The organism is Streptomyces kanasensis (genome assembly GCF_043077165.1).
GTDB lineage: Bacteria > Actinomycetota > Actinomycetes > Streptomycetales > Streptomycetaceae > Streptomyces > Streptomyces changanensis.
The window spans coordinates 350,947-369,556 of record NZ_JBIBSF010000009.1 but is presented as its reverse complement, the minus strand read 5'-3'; the positions used below and the strand labels follow the sequence as shown (position 1 = coordinate 369,556).

The 18,610-nt window shown below is 73.2% G+C and carries 14 protein-coding genes; 9 read left to right on the top strand and 5 right to left on the bottom strand.

From position 1 onward, the window contains the following. Window positions 1-67 precede the first annotated feature (67 nt). Window positions 68-2,110 (top strand): helix-turn-helix domain-containing protein, encoded by a 2,043-nt coding sequence (locus ACF053_RS23310; protein ID WP_391955703.1) that lies wholly within the window; start codon window positions 68-70, stop codon window positions 2,108-2,110. A 38-nt stretch (window positions 2,111-2,148) separates the two neighbouring features. On the opposite strand, the gene ACF053_RS23305 is transcribed toward ACF053_RS23310, so the two are convergent. Further along, window positions 2,149-3,594 carry an MFS transporter gene (locus ACF053_RS23305; RefSeq protein WP_391955702.1) on the bottom strand — a complete coding sequence of 482 codons (1,446 nt, stop codon included), beginning with the start codon at window positions 3,592-3,594 and terminating at the stop codon, window positions 2,149-2,151. A gap of 414 nt (window positions 3,595-4,008) precedes the next feature. On the opposite strand from ACF053_RS23305, the gene ACF053_RS23300 reads away from it, so the two are divergent. Further along, a complete protein-coding gene (locus ACF053_RS23300) occupies window positions 4,009-4,632 on the top strand; it encodes a KR domain-containing protein (RefSeq protein WP_391955701.1) in 624 nt (207 codons plus the stop codon). On the opposite strand, the gene ACF053_RS23295 is transcribed toward ACF053_RS23300, so the two are convergent. Further along, window positions 4,587-6,083, bottom strand: a complete 1,497-nt coding sequence (locus ACF053_RS23295) for an aldehyde dehydrogenase family protein (RefSeq protein ID WP_391955757.1) — start codon at window positions 6,081-6,083, stop codon at window positions 4,587-4,589. The genes ACF053_RS23300 and ACF053_RS23295 overlap by 46 nt on opposite strands. Before the next feature lie 85 nt (window positions 6,084-6,168). On the opposite strand from ACF053_RS23295, the gene betA reads away from it, so the two are divergent. The 7 genes from betA (at window position 6,169) to ACF053_RS23260 (ending at window position 15,739) form a co-directional block, all read left to right on the top strand. Next, window positions 6,169-7,827: a choline dehydrogenase gene (gene betA, locus ACF053_RS23290; RefSeq protein WP_391955756.1), complete on the top strand. Its 1,659-nt coding sequence runs from the start codon at window positions 6,169-6,171 to the stop codon at window positions 7,825-7,827. Window positions 7,828-7,831: 4 nt separating this feature from the next. Beyond that, a complete protein-coding gene (gene betT / locus ACF053_RS23285) occupies window positions 7,832-9,967 on the top strand; it encodes a choline BCCT transporter BetT (protein WP_391955700.1) in 2,136 nt (711 codons plus the stop codon). A 589-nt stretch (window positions 9,968-10,556) separates the two neighbouring features. Then, a complete protein-coding gene (locus ACF053_RS23280) occupies window positions 10,557-11,849 on the top strand; it encodes a PP2C family protein-serine/threonine phosphatase (protein WP_391955699.1) in 1,293 nt (430 codons plus the stop codon). Then, window positions 11,758-12,138 (top strand): STAS domain-containing protein, encoded by a 381-nt coding sequence (locus tag ACF053_RS23275; RefSeq protein WP_391955698.1) that lies wholly within the window; start codon window positions 11,758-11,760, stop codon window positions 12,136-12,138. The genes ACF053_RS23280 and ACF053_RS23275 overlap by 92 nt, the downstream gene beginning before the upstream one ends. Before the next feature lie 126 nt (window positions 12,139-12,264). Next, entirely contained in the window at window positions 12,265-13,293 is a 1,029-nt protein-coding gene (locus ACF053_RS23270; protein WP_391955697.1) for a S66 family peptidase, read from the top strand. A 551-nt stretch (window positions 13,294-13,844) separates the two neighbouring features. Continuing rightward, entirely contained in the window at window positions 13,845-14,753 is a 909-nt protein-coding gene (locus tag ACF053_RS23265) for a universal stress protein (protein WP_391955696.1), read from the top strand. 62 nt (window positions 14,754-14,815) lie between these two features. After that, window positions 14,816-15,739: a universal stress protein gene (locus ACF053_RS23260; protein WP_391955695.1), complete on the top strand. Its 924-nt coding sequence runs from the start codon at window positions 14,816-14,818 to the stop codon at window positions 15,737-15,739. 61 nt (window positions 15,740-15,800) lie between these two features. Here the strand turns inward: ACF053_RS23260 and ACF053_RS23255 are convergent, their stop codons facing one another. The 3 genes from ACF053_RS23255 to ACF053_RS23245 form a co-directional block, all read right to left on the bottom strand. Next, window positions 15,801-16,355 (bottom strand): DUF488 domain-containing protein, encoded by a 555-nt coding sequence (locus tag ACF053_RS23255; protein WP_391955694.1) that lies wholly within the window; start codon window positions 16,353-16,355, stop codon window positions 15,801-15,803. 515 nt (window positions 16,356-16,870) lie between these two features. Next, window positions 16,871-17,383 carry a gluconokinase gene (locus ACF053_RS23250; RefSeq protein WP_391955693.1) on the bottom strand — a complete coding sequence of 171 codons (513 nt, stop codon included), beginning with the start codon at window positions 17,381-17,383 and terminating at the stop codon, window positions 16,871-16,873. 156 nt (window positions 17,384-17,539) lie between these two features. After that, window positions 17,540-18,463, bottom strand: coding sequence for a hypothetical protein (locus ACF053_RS23245; protein WP_391955692.1), 924 nt, complete (start codon window positions 18,461-18,463; stop codon window positions 17,540-17,542). Between the last annotated feature and the right edge of the window lie 147 nt (window positions 18,464-18,610).

Genomic DNA, 18,610 nt, shown 5'->3' with positions numbered 1-18,610 from the left:
GTGCCCGGGCCGGACCGTCGTCCACAGGTCTGGTGCACCCCGACACACGGCAGGTATCCCTGTGACCATGTCCGAGGACCAGCACCCGCTACCCGACCCCCGCCCGTCGGCCCGCCCAGGCCCCGACGCCCGCCCCGGTTCCGATGCCGCCCCAGACCCCGACGCCGAGCCTCACGCCCACCCCCGCACCCTCCCTCACCCCCGACCCGCCGCACCCCGCCCCGCACACCCCGCACCCCGCCCCCGCCCCGAGCCGGACGCCTACCTGGAGCTGCTGGCGCGGGGCGCGGCCGCGGAGGCGTACGACCGCCCGGTGCTCCTGGCCCGGGCGGGCGGCGCGGACGCCGCCGCGCTCGCCGAACTGGAGCGCGCCAAGCAGCTCGCGCTGCGCGTGCGCGCGGAGTTGGAGGGGCGCCGCCGCCGCGAGGCGGAGCTGTCCGCGCTGTTCGAGACGGCCCACGACCTGGCGGGCCTGCGGGACCTCGACGCGGTGCTCCGCGCCATCGTGCAGCGCGCCCGCTCCCTCCTCGGTACCGAGGTCGCCTACCTGAGCCTCAACGACCCGGTCGCGGGCGACACGTACATGCGCGTCACCGACGGCTCGGTGTCGGCGCGCTTCCAGCAGCTCCGCCTCGCGATGGGCGAGGGCCTCGGCGGGCTGGTCGCGCAGACGGCCCGCCCGTACGTGACGGACGACTACTTCGACGACGACCGGTTCCGGCACACGCGGACCATCGACGCGGGCGTGCGCGACGAGGGCCTGGTCGCCATCCTCGGGGTGCCGCTGACGCTGGGCAGCCAGGTGATCGGCGTCCTGTTCGCGGCGGACCGCCGCGCGCGGGTCTTCGAACGCGAGCAGGTCGCCCTGCTCGGCTCGTTCGCCGCCCACGCCGCGGTCGCCATCGACACGGCGAACCTCCTGTCGGAGACCCGCGCCGCCCTCACCGAGCTGGAGCGCGCCAACGGCATCATCCGGGACCGCAGCGGCGTCATCGAGCGGGCGTCGGAGGTCCACGACCGGCTGACGGAGCTGGTGTTGCGCGGCGGTGGCGTCCAGGACGTGGTGGACGCGGTGTCGGAGGTCCTCGGCGGCACGGTCGAGTTCACCGAGGCGCCGCGGCACCGGGCATCCGCCGACGGCCGTGCGGTGCTGCGCGGAGCGGACTTCACCGCCGCGGTGTCGGCGGGCGGCGAGGTGTTCGGCGCGCTGGTCCTCCGGGGAAACGCCCGACTCGACCCCGTCGACCGGCGAACCCTGGAGCGCGCCGCCATGGTCACGTCCCTGCTGCTCCTCGCCCGCCGCTCCGCCGGCGAGGCGGAACAGCGGGTACGGGGCGAACTGCTGGACGACCTGATCGACACACCCGACCGCGACCTGGGACTCCTGGAGGAGCGGGCGGCCCGGCTGAGCGCCGACTTCGACGTACCGCACGTGGTCCTCGCCGCGCGGGTGGACCGCCCGGCAGCGGAGGAGCACGCCCGTGCCGACCGGCAGCGGTTGTGGTCCGCGGCCTCCCACCTCGCCGCCACCCGCCGGGGCCTGGCCTCCGCCCGGGACGGCGGTACGGTCCTGTTGCTGCCGCTGCGCCCGGGGGACACCGCGGCGGCTGCCGCCCGCCGTACCGCCGTCGACCTGGGCCGCACCCTGCGCGAGCGGGTCACGGTCGGCGCGTCGTGCGCGGTGGAGGCGCCCGCCACCCGCCCGGCAGCCATCGCCCCGGCCTACGCGGAGGCCCGCCGCTGTCTGGACGCGCTGGCGTTGCTCGGCCGCACGGGCGAGGGCGCCGCCGTGGAGGAGCTCGGCTTCCTCGGGCTGCTCCTGGCGGACACCCGCGACATCGACGGCTTCGTCGACCGTACGATCGGGCAGGTCATCGCCTACGACCGGCGCCGGGGCACCGACCTGGTCGGCACGTTGGACGCGTACTTCGCGAGCGGCATGAGTCCCGCCCGCACCAAGGACCGCCTGCACGTCCACGTGAACACCGTGGCGCAGCGCCTGGAGCGGGTGGCGCGGCTCCTGGGCGACGACTGGCAGTCCCCCGACCGGTCCTTCGAGGTCCGGCTCGCCCTGCGCCTGCACCTGATGGCCCCCGCGCTCACCCGGTGAGGGGCCGGGGCGTCCCCGCGCGCCGGCCCCTCACCGCCTCAACGCCCGCCCACCGGACGCCCCCGGCCCTCCGCCTCGACTCCCTCGACTCCCTCCGCTTCCTTCGACTTCGTCTCCCCCTGCCCCTCCCCGGGCACGGCGTCCTGCTCACCGAGGTCGCGGCTGCGGGTCTCGCGGGCGCAGACGACGGCGACCACGGTGAGCAGCGCCGAGGCGATGACGTACAGGGAGATCGGTGTCGAGCCGCCGTACTCGGCGAGGAGCGCGGTCGCGATGAGCGGTGCCGGCGCGCCCGCCGCGACGGACGCGAACTGCGCGCCGATCGAGGCGCCCGAGTACCGCATCCGTGTGGCGAACATCTCCGCGAAGAACGCCGCCTGGGGTGCGTACATGGCCCCGTGCAGGACCAGCCCGACGGTGACGGCGAGGAGCAGGGAACCGAACCCACCGCGGTCGATGAGCGCGAAGAACGGGAACATCCACGCCCCCATGCCGACCGCCCCGACCAGGTAGACGGGCCGCCGCCCCACCCGGTCCGAGAGCGCGCCCCACAGGGGGATCACCACGAAGTGGACGGCGGAGGCGAGGAGGACGGCGTTGAGCGCCGACTGCCGGCTGAGCCCCGCGTGCGTCGTGGCGTACACGAGGATGAAGGCGGTGATCACGTAGTAGCTGATGTTCTCCGCCATGCGCGCGCCCATGGCGACCAGCACCTCGCGCCAGTGGTACCGCACCACGTCGACCAGCGGCGTCCGCTCCGCCACCGCCCGCGCACCCGTCCGGGCGGCCTCGGCCCGGCGCGCCTCGGCCCGCTCCAGCGCCGCCTTGAACACCGGCGACTCGTCCACGGACAAGCGGATCCACAGCCCGACCAGGACGAGCACCCCGGACAACAGGAACGGCACGCGCCACCCCCACGACGTGAACGCGGCGTCCGACAGCAGCGCCGTCAGCGCGGCGAGCACACCGGTCGCGAGCAGCTGGCCGGCCGGCGCCCCGGTCTGCGGCCAGGAGGCCCAGAAGCCGCGTCGCTCGGCGTCCCCGTGCTCGGACACCAGCAGGACGGCCCCGCCCCACTCACCGCCCAGGGCGAACCCCTGCACCAGCCGCAACACCGTGAGCAGGACGGGCGCGGCGCTGCCGATCGTCGCGTGCGTCGGCAGCAGCCCGATGGCGAAGGTCGCCCCGCCCATCAACAGCAGACTCAGCACGAGCAGCCGCTTCCGCCCGAGCCGGTCCCCGTAGTGCCCGAACACCAGCGCCCCGAGCGGCCGGGCCGCGAACCCGACGGCGTAGGTCAGGAACGACAGGAGCGTCCCGACGAGGGGGTCCGACCCGGGGAAGAACAGCCGGTTGAAGACGAGCGCGGCGGCCGACCCGTAGAGGAAGAAGTCGTACCACTCGATGGTCGTCCCGACGAGGCTCGCGGCGACGACGCGCTTGAGGTGGGCGGGGGTCGGTGGGGCGGCGGTGGGGGAGGACATCGGCACCACTTCCTGGTGGTCGACGGATACGTACGCGTGTCGCCACACCGTAGGAACGCCCAGGTCAGCGTCGTATGTGGTGGGACGCCACAGTCTTGGCTGTCCGTGTGCGCGGGACCACCATGGGGGCACCGTCGGAGTCGCAGCATCGGGGGACGAGTCGGCGCTCCCTCCCCCTTCCGGGCAAGCCCGGCGAGCCCGCGTCCCCCACACCGCCTCGGCATCCGTGGCCCGATCCCTGACCCGTCCCGTTCGCACGCCGACCCTCCCCGCGCGCCCGGGTGCTCCCACGCCACCGGCTCGCCGTCCGGCACGGCGCCCAGCCGACGGCTGCGCCAGTGCTGCCACCCGTCGGCGACTGCGCCGGTTCCGCCACCCGCCCTACCGGGCCTCTCGCCGGTGAACCCCGTACGGATGGGGGGCGAGACACGCACGGGTGAGAGACCGCATCCCGGTCCGCGACCGCACGTTGGGCAGGGGCCCGGCTCTGCAGACGACCGCGCCAGGGAGCACCTGGCCATCCGAAGGGACAGTGCGGCCGATGCCCGACAAGGTGACCGACGCGACCGCGGCTGCGAAAGGCCGGACCCCGGCGGCACGCCCCCTCTCCGCGCGCCCCCGTGCACGCGGGAAGACCTCCTGTCGCCGCGGACGTGGCCGACCGCGAGGCGGTGCGGCGGGCGATCGCCGACGCGGGCGGCGCGGGCACCCGGTGCGGGGCGTCCTGCACGCCGCGCACCGGCGGCGGAGCTGGCGGCCGAACGCTTCGAGGCCGTCCCGCACCCCAAGGTGCGCGGAGCCGCCGTGCTGTCGGAGCTCACGCTCGACCGGGAGCCGGACTTCTTCCACGTGTGCTCATCGGTGTCCACCCTGGGCGGCAACCAGACGCGGGGACCGTGGCACGGTGAGCCCGGGCGGACGGCTGGTCCGCCCGGGCGGGGGCTCCGGCACCCGGTGCTCCGGGATCCGGGGATGCGGGGATCCCCGGGGTCTCAGCGGGCGAACCAGCGCTGGGGCACGGGAGCGGTGTTCTCGTAGATGTGCTTGGCCTGGCGGTACTCGGCGAGGCCCTCCTGCCCGAGCTCCCTGCCGATGCCGGAGCGCTTGAACCCGCCCCACTCCGCCTGCGGCAGGTACGGACCGAAGTCGTTGATCCACACCGTGCCGTGCCGCAGCCGTCGCGCGACCCGTTCGGCCCGGCCGGCGTCCCTGGTCCACACGGCCCCGGCGAGCCCGTAGTCGGTGTGGTTGCCCAGTTCGACCGCCCGGTCCTCGTCGGTGAACCGCTCCACGGTCAGAATGGGGCCGAAGGTCTCCTCCTGCACGATGCGCATGTCCTGCGTGCAGTCGTCGAACACCGTCGGCCGGTAGAAGAAGCCGTCGCTCAGCTCCGGTTCGTCGGGGCGCTTGCCGCCCGCGACGAGTCGCGCGCCCTCCTCGATGCCCAGCCGCACGTAGGACTCGACCTTGTCCCGGTGTTCGGCGGAGACGAGCGGGCCGCTCTCGGTGTGCTCGTCCAGCCCGTTGCCGAGGCGGATCCGCTCGGTGCGACGGACCAGCTCGGCGACGAAGTCGTCGTGCAGGGAGTCCTCGACGATGAGCCGGGTACCCGCCGAGCACACCTGCCCGGCGTGGAAGAACACGGCGGTGAGGGCGTGGTCGATCGCGGTCTCGACATCGGCGTCGGCGAACACGATGTTGGGGTTCTTGCCGCCGAGTTCCAGGGCGACGTTCTTCACGGTGTCGGCGGCCGTCCGCATGATCATCTGCCCCGTGGACAGACCGCCGGTGAAGGACACCAGGTCCACGTCGGGGCTCTCCACGAGCGCGGCACCGGCCGTCGCGCCCGCACCGAGCACGAGGTTGACCACGCCGGCGGGCGCACCCGCCTCCTCGATCAGCTCCACCATCCTGACGGTGGTGAGCGGGGTGACCTCGCTGGGTTTGATCACCATGGTGTTCCCGGCGGCCAACGCCGGGGCGACTTTCCACGACGCCTGGAGCAGGGGGTAGTTCCAGGGGGTGATCAGGGCGCACACGCCCACCGGCTCGTGGACGACGCGGCTGCGGATCCTCGGGTCGCCCGCGTCCACCACCCGTCCGGAGTCCACCTCGGCCTGGCCCGCGTAGTAGCGGAACACCGCCGTCACGTCATCGACGTCGATGCCGCTCTCGACGAGTGTCTTCCCGGTGTCCAGCGTTTCGAGGCGCGCGATCTCCGCCCGGTCGCGCTGGAGGAACTCGGCCGTTCGGTACAGCAGCTCGGAGCGCTGCCGCGGGGTCCAGGACGGCCAGTCGCCGTGGTCGAACGCGGCCCGCGCCGCGACGACGGCGGCCAGGGCGTCCGTCCGGTCGCCCTCGGCCACGGTGGTGACCACGGACTGGTCGTAGGGATTGAGAATCTCGCGGGTGGCGCCGCTCGACGCGGCCGTCCACTTTCCGCCGATGTACAGACTGGACGTGGCAGTCCTTCCCCGGTTGAGCCGAATGCAGCTGCACCGTTGTGCGCCGGAATTCCCCGCCGCTTAAGTTAAGCGCGTGACGCAGGGTGCTGCAATGAAGCCGAGGAGCGGCATGGGCCGGACGGAGTACGACTACATCATCGTCGGTGGAGGCTCGGCCGGATGCGCGCTGGCCAATCGGCTCAGCGCGGACCGGGAGAACAAGGTCCTCGTCCTGGAGGCCGGCCGCCCCGATTGGATCTGGGACATCTTCACGCACATGCCCGCGGCGCTGACGATGGTCATCGGAAATCGCTTCTACGACTGGTGCTACGAATCGGAGCCCGAGCCCTTCATGGACGGCCGGCGCGTCACCCAGGGCCGGGGGAAGCTGCTCGGCGGATCGAGTTCCATCAACGGGATGATCTTCCAGCGCGGAAATCCCATGGACCTGGAACGCTGGGCGGCCGACCCGGGCATGGAGACCTGGGACTACGCGCACTGCCTGCCGTACTTCAAGCGCATGGAACACTGCGTGGCCGGGGCCGACGAGTGGCGCGGCCAGGGCGGCCCGCTGTGGCTGGAGCGCGGCCCGGCGAGGAACCCGCTGTTCGCCGCGTTCCTCGAGGCGGCGCAGCAGGCCGGCTACCCGCTGACGTCCGATGTCAACGGCTACCGCCAGGAGGGCTTCGCCCGCTTCGACCGCAACATCCGGCGGGGCCGGCGCTGGTCGGCGGCGCGCGCCTACGTCCACCCGGTGAAGAAGCGGCCGAACCTGACGGTGCAGTGCTTCTCGCAGGTGGACCGCGTGCTGTTCCGGGGCAGGCGGGCGGTGGGTGTGGAGTACCGCCGGTGGGGCCGGGACCGCCGGCGGGTCTTCGGCGGCGAGGTGGTCCTCTGCGGCGGCGCCGTCAACACGCCGCAGCTGCTGCAACTGTCCGGGATCGGCAACCCCGACGAGCTGCGCCCCCTGGGCATCGACATGGTGCACGAGCTGCGCGGCGTCGGCGAGAACCTCCAGGACCACCTCGAGGTCTATGTCCAGCACGCCTGCAAGCTGCCGATCTCGTACAATCCGTCGCTCAAATGGTCCCGGCGTCCCGCGATCGGCCTGCAATGGCTGTTGTTCCGCACCGGACCCGCGGCGACCAACCATTTCGAGGCGGGCGGCTTCGTCCGCGGGAACGACGTCGTGCGCTATCCCAATCTGATGTTCCACTTCCTGCCCATCGCGGTGCGCTACGACGGCACGCCGGTGAACGCCGAACACGGCTACCAGGTCCACATCGGGCCCATGTATTCGGACGTGCGCGGGTCGGTGAAAATCAAGTCCCGGGACCCGAGGGTGTATCCGGCGCTGAGGTTCAATTACCTGTCGACCCCGAACGACCGCAAGGAATGGGTGGAGGCGATCCACGTGGCCCGGGACATCCTGTCCCAGCCGGCGTTCGCCCTGTACGACGGAGGCGAGTTGTCACCCGGCCCCGGGGTCCGGACGGACGAGGAGATCCTGGAGTGGGTCGCCCGTGACGCCGAGACCGCCTACCACCCCTCCTGCACCGCCCGTATGGGCGTCGACGACATGTCGGTGCTGGACCCCACCTCCATGCGGGTGCACGGTGTCGAGGGGCTGCGCGTCGTCGACGCCTCCGCGATGCCGTACCTCACGAACGGGAACATCTACGCGCCGGTGATGATGCTCGCCGAGAAGGCGGCCGACCTCATCCTGGGCAACACCCCCCTGCCCCCGGCCACGGCCGACTACCACCGGCACAGCACCCAGGAGAGCTGACACCGTGTCGATCGAGGGAGGAAGCGGCGGCGCACCGGAGCCGCAGGACCCGGCAGCGGCGGTCACCGGCCCGGGACGGGACAGCAGGCTCAAGCCCGTCGTCTTCTTCGGGTCGTCCGCGCTCATCCTCGCCATCTCCATCTGGGCGATCATCACGCCGTCGGGCGCCGAGAGCACCATCGGCGTCGTGGTGGACTGGATCTCCTCGGTGTTCGGCTGGTACTACTTCCTCGCCGCCACCCTGTACCTGGTGTTCGTCGTGTTCGTCGCGTCGTCCCGGTACGGGGCGATCAAGCTGGGCCCGCAGCACTCCACCCCGGACTACGGGTTGTTCGCGTGGGCGACCATGCTGTTCGCGGCGGGCATCGGCATCGACCTGATGTTCTTCTCCGTCGCCGGGCCGGTCAGCCACTACCTCGCCCCGCCCGAGGGCGACCCGGAGACCGTCGAGGCGGCCCGCCAGGCGGTGGTGTGGACCCTGTTCCACTACGGCGTCACCGGGTGGGCGATGTACGCGCTGATGGGCATGGCGCTCGGGTACTTCGCGTTCCGCTACCGGCTTCCGCTGGCGATCCGGTCCGCGCTGTACCCGATCATCGGCAAGCGCATCCACGGCCGGATCGGTGACGCGGTGGACCTGGCGGCCATCATCGGGACGGTCTTCGGCATCTCCGTGTCGCTGGGCATCGGCGTCGTGCAGCTGAACTACGGGCTGACGTTCCTCTTCGACATCCCCCAGGGGACGGCCGCGCAGATCGGTCTGATCGCCGTCGCCGTGGTCATGGCCACGGTGTCCGCCGTGGCGGGCGTGGACCGGGGCATCAGGCGCATGTCCGAGCTCAACGTCGTCCTCGCCGTCCTGCTGATGCTGTACATGATGTTCGTCGACAGCCCGCTGCGGATCCTCAACAGCCTCATCCTCAACATCGGCGACTACGTCAGCCGCTTCCCGTCGATGACGCTGAACACCTTCGCCTACGACCAGCCGACCGACTGGCTCAACGCCTGGACGCTGTTCTTCTGGGCCTGGTGGATCGCCTGGGCGCCGTTCGTCGGGCTGTTCCTGGCGAGGATCTCGCGCGGCCGCACCATCCGGCAGTTCGTCGCGGCGACGCTGGTCATCCCGTTCCTGTTCACGCTCACCTTCCTGTCGGTCTTCGGCAACAGCGCGCTCGGCCTGGTGCGGGCCGGCAACGCCGCATTCGGCGAGACCGCCGCCAACACCCCCGAACAGGGCTTCTACGAACTGCTCGCGCAGTTCCCCGGTGCCACGTTCAGCGCCGGACTGGCCACCTTCGTCGGACTGCTGCTGTACGTCACCTCCGCGGACTCCGGCGCGCTGGTCATGAGCAACCTCAGCTCACACCTGCGCACCCCGCTCACCGACGCGCCTGCCGTGCTGCGCATCTTCTGGGCGGGGGCGACCGGCCTGCTCACCCTGGCGATGCTCCTCGTCGGGGGCGTGACGGCGCTGACCGACGCGACGATCATCATGGGCCTGCCGTTCTCGTTCGTGATGTTCCTGATCATCTGGGGCCTGTACAAGGCGCTGCGCGTCGAGCGCATGCGGGAGGACGCGCTGACCAGCACCCTCCCGTCCTCACTGTCCGGCCGCATGGTGCACGGCGGCCGGGGCGCGGAAGGGAACTGGCGGCGGCGCCTGGCCAGGGCGATGAGCTTCCCCACCCACCGGGCGGCGGTCAGGTTCGTCGACGAGGTGTGCCACCCGGCCTTCGCGGACGTCGCCGCGGAGCTGGGCCGACAGGGGACGGAGGCGTCGATCGTCGAGGGGACCGACGAGGCGAGCGGCCTCCCGCACGTGGAGCTACGGGTTCCGATGGGCGGGAACGAGGTCTTCGTCTACCGGGTGTGGCCGGTCGAGGTGCCCACCCCGGCGTTCGCCCACCGTGTGGTCACCGAACACGACATGTACGTGCGGTTCGAAGTGCACCTCGCCGACGGCAGCCAGGGCTACGACGTGATGGGCTACAGCAAGGAGCAGCTCATCGGCAACGTCCTCGACCAGTACGAACGGCACCTGGAGTTCCTGCGGCTGCACCGGGAGGCCACCGCACGCTCGGCCCTCCCCGACCACCGCCCCGACACGGCCGAGGCCCACCCTCCCGACGAGGACGCCTGACGCCCGGCGTCACCCGCCTTCGGAACACGACAAGCCGTCAGGACGCCCGGCGCGGTGCGGGGAACGAGGGCGGTGGCGCCGTCGTCACCGATACGTCGAAGCCGTGCCCAGCGGCCCCGCGTCACCCGCACCTCGTCTCCACCCCCCGGCCGGTGCGGCGCGCGGGGCGGGGGCGCGGGCCTTCGGGTTCCGTGCCGGAGTGGTGGGTGGGGGGCTGAGAGAGTAGAGGTATGGACATCGTTCGTCGGAACCGCGTCACGGTCACCGGTGCCCCGCGGGGGCCGGTGGTGGTGCCGGCCCACGGGTGGGGTGGTGATCCGACCTTTCGGTGCCTGACGGTGCCCGCCCCGGCGGAGGACCACCGCGTGGGGTGCGACCACGTGGGCTCCGGCCGCTCTGACCCTTCCGGTCTCCCTGCGGAGGCTCACGCCTCCTCGGACGGGTGCACCCGGGTCGTGGGGTGCGAGGCGCTCGACCCGCGCGACGCGGTGTGCGCGGGGCACTCCGCCGGCGCGGTGAGCGACGTGCGGGCCTCCGGCGTGGCTGCGGAGCGCGCCGGCGCGATCACCGACTTCCCGGCGCGCCTGCCATGACGTGCGACGCCGGGCAGCAGCCCGACCCGCAGGGCCGCAGGACGGCGAACGCGACGTTCGCCGCGCTGCTGGAGGACAGCGCCGAGGAACTGTACGACGGCGCTCCGTGCGGGTACCTGTCCACCTTGATGGACGGCACCATCGCGAAGATCAACAGCCGGCTGCTGGGCTGGCTCGGCCTGGAGCGGGAGGCGGTGGTGGGCCGGATGCGCTTCACCGACCTGCTGACCGTGGGCGGCAGGCTGTACCACGAGACGCACTACGCGCCGCTGCTGCGGATGCGGGGCGAGATCAACGGCATCGCCCTGGAGGTCAAGCAGGCCGGCGGCGGCCGGATGCCGGTCCTGGTCTCCTCCGTCGTCAAGCACGGCGGTACCGGCGACCCGCTGCTGATCCGCACCACCGTCTTCGACGCCCGGGACCGCCGCGCCTACGAAGAGGAACTCCTGCGCGCCCGGCAAGCGGCCGACGGAGCACGCAAGCAGGCGGAGGCCGACCGGGCCCGGCTGCAGGACGTCCTCGCCGTGCTCCAGCAGTCGCTGCTGCCCGCCACCCTGGCGCGGGTGCCCGGCGTGGAGACGGCGGCCCACTACCGCACGGCCTCCCCGGACCAGCTCGGGGGCGACTTCTACGACCTCTTCCCCGCCGACGGCACGCGCTCCGCGTTCTTCCTCGGTGACGTGTGCGGCAAGGGACCCGAAGCCGCTTCGGTCACCTCTCTGGCCCGCTACACCCTGCGCGCCGCCGCCCTGCACGACCCCGACCCCGTCTCCGCCCTGTCCACCCTCAACCAGGTGCTCCTCGAGCGGTACACCGGGACCGACCCGCGCTACTGCACGGCCGTCTTCGGCGTCCTCGAACCCGACCCCGCCACCGGGCGGGTCCACGTCCGTCTCGCCTCGGGCGGCCACCCCTCGGCCCTCGTCCTGCGCGCCGACGGCACGGCCGACTTCCTGCCCACCCCCGGGGGCCTCCTCGTCGGCATCCTCCCCGACGCCCCCTTCACCACCGCCACCACCACCCTCGCCCCCGGTGACACCCTGCTGCTCTACACCGACGGCCTCACCGAGGCCCGTACCGGTGAGGATCGCGCCTCCCTGTACGGGGAGGAGGCCCTGCGCGCCTTCGTCGCGGGCCATGCCGGCGAGCCGCCGCGCGCCGTCATCGAGGCACTGACCGGCCTCCTGGACGGTTTCGGTGACGGCCTCGACGACGACACCGCCCTGCTCGCCCTCGGCGTGCCGGGCCACGCCGCCCCCGGGACGAGGACCGCCGGACGAGCACCCTGAAGATCGCCACCCGAACGCCCCGACCGGCCCCGTCCTGAAGGTCGTCGGCGATCTCGACCACGCCACCGCCGGCGAACCGCGGGCACGCGTCACCACGCTCACCCTCCAGCCGGGCCGGCGCCTCGTCCTGGACCTCCGCGGCCTTGCGTACGGCGACTCCAGCGGCGTCTCCGCCCCGATCGTCATCCGCAACCACGCCCTCGCCGCCGCCGATGTCGCGCTCGCCGAGGCCCCGACCGCACTCCGCGCGTCCCGCGCATTGTGGCCAGGCCCAGGTCTTCGCCCCTGACCCGACCGCGACGCCGCCGGTCGCCTCTGACCAGGTGTTCCTGACCTGATGACCCGGCATGCGGGCCGTTTGGAGCACAGGGAAATCGGTGTCCTCCGGGTATGGCGCCGTGCCAAGATCCAGCGCATGGCTGTTCGCTATCCGTCCCCCCTTCGTCCCGGTGACCGTGTCGGTGTCACCTCTCCGTCGAGCGGGGTCGCGAAGGAAATGCGTGAGCGCCTCAACGTCGCCGTTCGTGACGTCCGAGGCCGCGGATACGAAGTCGTCATCGGCCGGTGCATGGACGGTTCCGGGCACGTCAGTGCTTCGGCAGCTGACCGCGCGAGTGAACTGATGTCGATGCTGACCGACTCCACCATCAAGGCCATCGTGCCGCCGTGGGGCGGAGAGACCGCGATCGACCTGCTACCGCTGCTCGACTGGGACAGGCTGCGGGAGGCAGAGCCCACCTGGCTCGTCGGATTCTCCGACATGTCGACCCTGATCACGCCGATGACTCTGCTCACCGGGACGGCGACAGTCCATGGCAACAACCTCATGGACACGCCCTACCGAGTGCCCGAAGGACTGCGATCGTGGCTCGACATCGTCGCGGCGCCCCTCGGGCACCAGTTCACCCAGACCCCGCCCGGTCGCCATCGGGCCACCGGCTTCGACGACATCGCCGCCTTCCCCGACATACGCGACTACACGCTCGACTCCGTGGGCGCCTGGACCCGCCTCGACGGGAGCGGTGACGTGGAGGCCGAGGGAAGGCTGATCGGCGGCTGCATCGAAACTCTGTGCAATCTCGCGGGGACGGCCTACCTCGACGTCTCGGCCTTCGCTCGCAAGGAGTCACCGGGTGGGCTCCTCGTGTATGTGGAGGCAGCCGACGACGATGCCTTCACCATCTGCCGGAACCTCCATGGCATGAGGCTCGCTGGGTTCTTCGATCGGGCGAACGCGGTTCTCGTCGGCCGGACCACCGCACCCGACAGCCGTTCCCTCACTCAGCACGAGGCCGTCCTCGACGCACTTGGTTCTCTCGACGTGCCGATCATCGCCGACATCGAGTGCGGCCATGTGCCGCCCTACATGCCGATCGTCAACGGGGGGTACGGCCGCATCGTTCACACCCCGAGCCGGAGCGAACTGACGCAGACCTTGGACTGACACAGCAGACCGGCCGTCCGGCTCTGACGGAGGTGGGTCGGGTCGACGGCACGGCCCCCGCTTCCGGTGCGCTCTCTCGTCCAGCCGGTGCGGGGCTTCTGCGGGTCAGGCGCGCCCGGTCATCATGGTGGTCAGTGCGCACTTCAGGTGTGCTTCGGAGTGCTGGGGAAGACGTTCGTAGTCGCGGGCGTCGCGGCGGGCGTTCATGCATCAGCCGGTCGTGCGCTCGACTTCCCAGCGGCGGGACAGGACGACGAAGCCCTCGTACGGCCGGCGCGGCGGAGGCGGTGCGTCCGGCGCCCGTCGCGTCCGTGACCGGCCGCCTCGTGCGATGCGTCCTTACCACCGGCCGTCCGGTCGCCGGCCCCCCGCGCCCGGGCCCGCCCGGCGCCGCCGCTCGGCACGGGGCCGTCCGCCCGGGGCCGGTGGACCGCGGCCGCCGCCACCGTCCGCCGACCCCCCCGGCGCCATGTCTCGACCCGCGCCACCGGGGTACCCGTGCGGGCCCGTACCCGCACCGTCCACTGGAGCGACCTGCCGGGAGTGTGGTCATGAGCAGCGCCGTACCGAGCCGGAGCAAGCCGATCATCGTCGGTGTGGACGAGGGGGCGGGCCAGGAGGACCTCGTCCTCTTCGCCGCGCGGGAAGCGGCGCTCCGGGGCTGCCCCCTCCAGGTCGCCCACGCGATCCCGTTGCCGTTGACCGGCATGCGCGGCGAGCCCGCCGAGCACGACGGGGGCACGGCGGCGAGCGAGGGAGCACGTCTCCTGCGCCCGTACGAGGACCTCGCGCGGTCCGAGTTCCCCGAGGTGGCCGTCGGGGGTGAGCTGCCCTTCGGGCACGCGGCGGCCGTACTGGTCGAGCGGTCCCACGACGCGGAGATGATCGTGGTCGGCCATCGCGGCAGCGGCGGCTTCCCGCGGCTCCCGCTGGGCTCGGTCAGCTGGCAGGTCGCCACCCACGCGCAGTGCCCGGTGATCGTGGTGCGTCCCGGCGTGACCGCGGAGCCCCGGGAGGGGCGCGTCGTGGTCGGCGTGGACACGGGGGACGCCTCCCTGGAGGCCCTGGACCTCGCGTACGTCGAGGCCGACCTGCGCGGAGCCCGCCTGGAGCTGGTCCACGGCGCCTTCAGCCCCGGAATGGTCCCCACCGGCCCGATCGGCATGGTGCCCCCGGACTTCGCGACCCTGGACCAGGGGGCGCGGGACTTCCTCACGAAGGAGATCGACCGACGGCGCGACCGCCACCCCGCCGTGCGGGCCGACCTGCGCATCGAGCACACGCGCCCGGCCACGCTGCTCGCCGAGGCCTCACGTGACGCGTCCCTGCTCGTCGTCGGATCCCACGGCCGCACCGGCCTGCGCAGGCTGATCCTCGGGTCCGTCAGCGCGGAGGTCCTGCACACGGCCGAGTGCCCCGTCGCCGTGACGCCGGCCCCGGACGCCCCGGACGCCGACTGAACCACCTCCCCGCGCCGGGGCGGCGGCGGCCGGCGCACGGCTCCCGGAGGAAGGGCGGCCGCATGAGCACACCACGAGAGCACACCAAGCCGATCATGGTGGGGGTGGCGGACGGCCCCCTCCCGCACGCGGTCGTACGGTTCGCGGCCCACGAGGCCGCCCTGCGCCACGCGGAACTGCGGATCGTCCACGCCCTGCCGCTCCTGGCCCCGGCCGACGACCGCGTCCGCTCGCCGGAGTCCACGGCGCGCGGCGCCGCGGTCGTGGAGGGCGTCGAGGAACTCGTCCGCCTGCAGTACCCCGACGTCACGGTCACCTGCGCGCTGCCCATCGGGCACCCGGCCGGCATGCTCGTCGACCTCTCCGCGCAAGCCGCACTCATCGTGCTGGGCCACCGGGGCAGCGGCGGCTTCCCGCGCCTGCCCCTGGGGTCGGTCAGCTGGCAGGTCGCCACGCACGCGCATTGCCCCGTGGTCGTCATCCGGCCGGGACGGACCGCCCACCAGCCACACGGCCGCGTGGTGATCGGGGTGGACGTCGACGACGTCTGCGACGAGGCGCTGGACCTCGGCTACGCGGCGGCCGACCGCCGCAGGGCCCATGTGGACCTCGTGTACGCGGAGGACGCGCGCTTCCCGCCGCCCGCTCCGGTCGGCGTGGTGCCGCCGGTCTTCGGCCTGCTGCCGCCCGGTCCGGTCGAACCGCTGCCGGAGACCGGTGCCGGGCACGACGCGGCGAGCCACGTCCTCCACCGGGAGGTCTCCCGGCTCGGGAGCCGGTACCCGCGGGTGGACGCGGACGCCCACATGGTGCCGGGCAGGCCCGCGGACGTCCTGGTCGAGTGGGCGCGCGACGCGACGCTGCTCGTCGTCGGCTCGCGCGGCCTCACGGGCTTGCGCCGCCTCCTGCTCGGCTCGGTCAGCGCCGAGGTGCTGCACACGGCCGAGTGCCCCGTGGCCGTCGTCCCCGCTCCCGCGCGGGACTGACGGTCCCCGGCCACCGGGACCGCGGGCGTGCGATCACCGCGACCGTGACGGTCCGCTCCCGTCACGCACCGCCGTGGTCGTCGCGCGGGCCGTCCTCGGCGTCGTAGACGAGGAGGCCGTCCGTGCGCAGGCGCACCCCGGGCGTGGGGGAGTGCGGGCTCAGCCGGCCGTCGTGCATGAGGTGGCCGACGGGGGCGCCGCGTGCCAGGACGGCGAAGTCGGCGATGAGGCGCCGGTGGCACCGCCACCACACCGCCTCGCTGCACATCACCGCCGTGCGGTCCCGCTCCGCCTGCCGCAGCACCCGGTCCACGGCGGCGACGAACTCCGGCGTGCGGGTGTGCCCGGCGTAGCCGCGGAAGGAGGCGTTGCGCCAGACCGTGTCGGGCGAGTCCGGCGACGCCCTGCGGAATCCCCCCAGGTCCGGCTCCCACCGGTACGCGATGCCCTCCTCGGGCAGCCACTCGGCGAGCCGCTGCCGCGACACGTCCGGGTCCCGGCGGCTGCCCGGGGCCGTCCTGACGTCCACCACGGCCGTGACGCCGGCCCGACGCAGCAGCTCCGTCAGCACCGGTCGGGCGGCCGTGCTGTGACCGAAGGTGATCAGCTGCGTCATGGGTCTCCTCCCGGGTGCCGCGTACGGGTCCCGTGGTCGCCGCCGCGGCCGATGCGGCGGATCGCCGGCCGGCCCATGACGGGTATCACCGCCCGGCCCGGCGCAAACGGAGGGTCGTGCTCCGACCGGCGGACCTCCCCGAGCGCACCACCGGCACCGGCGCCGGGGGTACGGCTCCGACCGGCGACACCGTGGCGTGGCGCCACGGTGTCGCGGGGTCGTGGGGGTGGCGGGTGCGGTCCTCGGTGCCGGTGGGACGGGCAAGGGGGCAGCGTCGTGGAGCGCCGAGGGGGCGGAGGACGTGACGGGCGGCTTCGCGCAGGGGGCGACGCCTGAGCATCTGGCCAGGAGCCGCCGGACCGGCTCACCCCGGTGACGAGCGGCCTCGGCCCGCTGCTGCTCGCTCGTCGTCGGCGAGGCCAAGGCCGGGCCCGGAGCGCCGCCGCACACCGCCTCGTTGGTGACCACGCCCCTCGGCGGAGGGCCGCGCGGGCCGCCCCGGCGCCCGACGCCGGCTACGCCCCGCGTACGGCGGCGAGGGCCTTGCGCGAGGTCTCTTCGGCGGTACCGCTGATGGGGACACGCGCCCCCCGCTCGCCGGCGGCCAGCGGTTCCAGGGTGTCCAACTGCGAACGGAGCAGCGACACCGGCATGAAGTGGCCCCGGCGCGCCGCCATGCGTTCGGCGATGAGCTCCGCCGAGCCGTGCAGGTGGACGAAGAACACCGACGGCGCCGCCGACACGAGACGGTCGCGGTAGCGCCGCTTGAGCGCCGAGCAGGTGATGACCCCGCCGTGTTCGCGCTGATCGTGCAGCCACTGCGCGATGGTGTCGAGCCACGGCCCCCGGTCGGCGTCGTCCAGGGCGACCCCGGCCCGCATCTTGGCCACGTTCTCCGGCGGGTGGAAGTCGTCCGCTTCCGCGAACGGCACCTCCAAGGACCGCGCCAGGGACTGCCCGACCGTCGTCTTGCCGGAGCCCGACACACCCATCACCACGACCAGCGGAGCACCCTCGTCCCACACCATCACCTCAGGCTAACGCAGCATCACGAATCCACAGGAGGCCGGGTCGTGACGACGGACGACCGGAGGGCCGACCGGAGGGACGGCAAAGGGCCCCGGCGAAGACCGCCACGGCGAAGAGGACGGGGAGGAGAGGGGGAACCCGGGGCGTACGACGACTCAGAACCGGTGGTCGATCTTCTTCTCCCGCAGCAGCTCCTCCAGCTCCCCGTCCGATAGTGGGTGCAGGGAGTCCAGGAAACGGCGCAGCCCGGCTTCGTCGAGGGTCTGACTGGTGACCTCGGCCTCCGCGTTCCGGTGGCGGCGCGCGAGGGCGACCTCGCGAGTGCCGCCCGGGAGGTCACGGACCGTGCGCATCCCGCCGTGCGCGTCCACCGCGCAGGTCACGCCCGGCGCCGGGAGCTCGGGGCAGCGGAGCACCGGCGTGTGCGCCGGGCGCACCGCCAGGGACACGTACGCGAACACGTCCTGCCGGACGGCGCGGTACTCGACGGCGAAGTACGCGGAGCCGGCCTCGACGCGGGAGACCTGCATGCCGGGCGGTGCGGTGCCCAGGTGCATCAGCTCCGGGTTCTCCCGCAACCGCGCGACGTCGGCCTCGTGCCGGTGCCGCTCCGACTGCGCCGGACCGACGAAGCCTCCGTAGGCCACTGCGACCGCCAACGCCGCCACCGCGCCCAGCCGCAGCCACCGGTCCGGCACGAAGAGCGCCGCGGCCACGGCGTACGGCACCCCCGTCAGCGCGAACCGGGTACCGGCGCTCCCCAGGTCGACGCCCTCGTCGTAGGCGGCCAGTCCCGCCAGGACGCCGAGGGTGCCGAGGACGAAGACCAGTACCGCCCACCCGAGCCGCCGGGGCACGGAGCCGCACAGCGGCACCACGGTCCGCGCCGGTGCGCCCGCCGCGGCCAGCAGGCCGACCGCCGCCGGCACGCCCAGCGCGAGGACCGGTACCGCCGCACCGGGCCCACCGCCCCAGGCCGCCCCCAGCACGCCCAGGCCGAGCATCGGCACCACGACCGCCATCGTCCCCCACACCAGGAAGAGGTGCAGGACCGTCAGTGCCCTTCCAGCGCTCGTCATGTCGCGGATCCTGTCAGCAGGCGTCACGGGGCACATGAGTTCCCGTACTCAGTGCCGCGTCCGCTTGCCCGGGGCGCGTACCGCGGCGACGAGGACGGGGTACGCCGGTGCCGCCGTGACCGGGACGCGGGCCGGTTCGATCCGGAA

Bases quoted from the DNA above. Each gene is read 5' to 3' on its own strand.
- ACF053_RS23310 (WP_391955703.1), top strand. From the start codon at position 68: ATGTCCGAGGACCAGCACCCGCTACCCGACCCCCGCCCGTCGGCCCGC.
- ACF053_RS23305 (WP_391955702.1), bottom strand. From the start codon at position 3,594: ATGTCCTCCCCCACCGCCGCCCCACCGACCCCCGCCCACCTCAAGCGC.
- ACF053_RS23300 (WP_391955701.1), top strand. From the start codon at position 4,009: ATGGGGGGCGAGACACGCACGGGTGAGAGACCGCATCCCGGTCCGCGA.
- betA (WP_391955756.1), top strand. From the start codon at position 6,169: ATGGGCCGGACGGAGTACGACTACATCATCGTCGGTGGAGGCTCGGCC.
- ACF053_RS23280 (WP_391955699.1), top strand. From the start codon at position 10,557: ATGACGTGCGACGCCGGGCAGCAGCCCGACCCGCAGGGCCGCAGGACG.
- ACF053_RS23270 (WP_391955697.1), top strand. From the start codon at position 12,265: ATGGCTGTTCGCTATCCGTCCCCCCTTCGTCCCGGTGACCGTGTCGGT.
- ACF053_RS23265 (WP_391955696.1), top strand. From the start codon at position 13,845: ATGAGCAGCGCCGTACCGAGCCGGAGCAAGCCGATCATCGTCGGTGTG.
- ACF053_RS23260 (WP_391955695.1), top strand. From the start codon at position 14,816: ATGAGCACACCACGAGAGCACACCAAGCCGATCATGGTGGGGGTGGCG.
- ACF053_RS23255 (WP_391955694.1), bottom strand. From the start codon at position 16,355: ATGACGCAGCTGATCACCTTCGGTCACAGCACGGCCGCCCGACCGGTG.
- ACF053_RS23250 (WP_391955693.1), bottom strand. From the start codon at position 17,383: ATGGTGTGGGACGAGGGTGCTCCGCTGGTCGTGGTGATGGGTGTGTCG.
- ACF053_RS23245 (WP_391955692.1), bottom strand. From the start codon at position 18,463: ATGACGAGCGCTGGAAGGGCACTGACGGTCCTGCACCTCTTCCTGGTG.